Raw genomic sequence first — 2395 nt, forward strand, 5'->3', positions numbered from 1 at the left:
GAGCGCGCCGATGCCGTGCGCGCGGTGGTCTTCGCCGCCGCGGACTTCGCCGCGGCGGTCTTCGCTGCGGCCGTCTTGGCGGCGGTGGTCTTCCCGGCGACGGGCTTCGCGGTCGTGCTCTTCGCGGCCGTGCTCTTCGCGGAAGCCGCCCGTGCCGCTGCCGTCGCCGGCTTCGTCGACTTGGCCGCCGCCGCGCGGGAGGCGGCATTCTTCGCCGCGGCGGTCCGCGCTGCAGCCGTCGTCCTGGCGGCAGAGCCTGAGGTGCTCGGTGCGTCGATCACCATCTTCACGGCCGGCTCGATGACGACCTCTCCGGTCGGAGCCGCCGTATCGGCGGCAGCCTTCGAGGGCGTGCGCGTCGTGGTCTTCTTCGCTGCCGGGGCGCGCTTCGCCGGCGCCTTCTTGGCCGCGGGGCGCGCGGTGGAGCCCTGCTTCGTCGTCGGCGTGCGCGGAGATGTCGCCTTCCGGGGAGGGGTCTGGGAATCGTCCACCTGGTCGGTGCGGTCGTCAGGGGAAGGAGTCACCGTCCTACGGTATCAATGGGTTGCCCTCCGCCAAGGGCGTGGCGAAACAATCTGCGCGCGGATCTCGAAGATTCCGCGCACATCCCACCCGATCCTCTACCCTGTGTATTGAGTGTGTAGTCGGTCACGAAATGACAACGGGGCCATCGATCCCCGGGCCTTCCCAGGCGGAATCGATACCATGAACGCGGCACGATGAGGTGTCTGGCTGGTGAACCAGCCGTGAACACAACTTCCCCTTAGGAGCACTCGTGACTCTTCAAACCGTCATTCTCGCAGCAGGCATGGGCTCACGCCTGGGCCGCGCGCTGCCGAAGCCGCTGACCGAGCTGAGCGACGGCCGCACGATCATGCGCCAGCAGCACGACAACATCCGGGCCGCCTTCGGCTCCGACGCGCGCATCACCACGGTGGTGGGCTACCGCGCCGAGACGATCATCGAGGCGTTCCCGACCGTCAACTACGTCCACAACGAGCGCTACGACGAGACCAACACCTCGAAGAGCCTGCTCCGCGCCCTCGCCGCCACCGGCAAGAGCGGCGTGCTGTGGATGAACGGCGACGTGGTCTTCGACCCGATGATCCTCGGCCGCGCGGCCGCGTACATCGAGCGCGACCAGTCCTTCGTCACCGTCAACACCTCCAAGGTGAGCGACGAAGAGGTGAAGTACACGGTCACGGCCGAGGGCTTCATCGACGAGCTCTCCAAGACCGTCAAGGGCGGCCTCGGCGAGGCTGTCGGCATCAACTACATCTCGTCGGCGAACAAGAAGGCGTTCATGCGTCAGCTGCAGCGCGTCGAAGACCAGGACTACTTCGAGCGCGGCCTCGAGCTCGCGATCGCCGAAGACGGCCTGCTGCTCGAGCCGATGGACGTCTCCGACCTCTACGCGGTCGAGATCGACTTTGCAGAAGACCTCGAGCGGGCGAACCTGTTCGTCTGATCCTCTGTCACGAAAGCCCGGCCCCGTCAAGGGTGCCGGGCTTTCGGCGTTTTCGCGGACGGAGTTCGTAGGATCAGGCCATGGCCCCCAAGGTGCACAAGATCCACTCGCTCCCGGACGACTCCCCCTGGGACAAGGGCGTCCCACCGACGGGATCGCCGGAGCATCCGATGATGGTGCGCGGTCTCGACCGCGTGCTCTCCATCCAGCGACCGCTCGTGCTCGCCCACATCCGCAGCATCCGACTCCGCAACCCGCACGCGACTCCCGCGGAGATCATCCGGATCCTCGAGCGGCGCTACCTCGCAGCTGTGACGACGGGCGGCGCGGCAGTCGGCGCGACCGCCGTGGTGCCGGGTATCGGCACGGGCGTCACTCTCGCCCTGTCGGGTGTCGAGACCGTCGGCTTCGTGGAATCGACGGCGCTGTTCGCGCAGTCCGTCGCCGAGGTCCACGGCATCGCGATCGCCAACCCCGATCGTGCACGGGCCCTGGTGATGACCCTGATGCTGGGCAAGGAAGGCGTCGACCTGGTCGGGCAGCTCGCGGGACAGGTCGCCGGCCGCGGTGGAAGTCGATCGTCGTACTGGGGCGAGCTGGTGACCAAGTCGCTCCCCCGTGCCGCCGTGGGGCCGCTGGTCGACCGCCTGAAGAGCATGTTCGTCAAGCAGTTCGCCGCCAAGGGCGGGGCATCGGTCATCGGCAAGGCGCTCCCGTTCGGGATCGGCGCGGCGGTGGGCGGCGCCGGCAACCACATCCTCGGCCGGCGTGTGCTGACGACCTCGCACAAGGCCTTCGGGGCCGCTCCCGTGAACCTGCCCCTCGAACTCGAGCCCGTCGAGGGCGCGGAGAAGCTGGAGCTGCGGATGATGCGCGGCGCGCGCTTCGCCGGGAGCGCCGTCGCGGGAGCTGCCGGCACGGCCGCCC

At 68.6% G+C, this 2395-nt stretch carries 2 protein-coding genes and 1 pseudogene; 2 read left to right on the forward strand and 1 reads right to left on the reverse strand.

Features of this window, described 5'->3' with window-relative positions:
- Positions 1-524, reverse strand: a pseudogene (locus tag DW306_RS21115) (hypothetical protein); the annotation flags it as partial.
- A gap of 251 nt (positions 525-775) precedes the next feature.
- Here DW306_RS21115 and DW306_RS00535 point away from each other — a divergent pair.
- Positions 776-1468 carry an NTP transferase domain-containing protein gene (locus DW306_RS00535; protein ID WP_136053706.1) on the forward strand — a complete coding sequence of 231 codons (693 nt, stop codon included), beginning with the start codon at positions 776-778 and terminating at the stop codon, positions 1466-1468.
- Between the two features lie 80 nt (positions 1469-1548).
- Positions 1549-2395 (forward strand): hypothetical protein (locus tag DW306_RS00540; protein WP_205814060.1); only part of this gene is annotated, 847 nt, incomplete at its 3' end.

The organism is Microbacterium sp. K24, assembly GCF_004794465.1.
Taxonomy (GTDB): domain Bacteria; phylum Actinomycetota; class Actinomycetes; order Actinomycetales; family Microbacteriaceae; genus Microbacterium.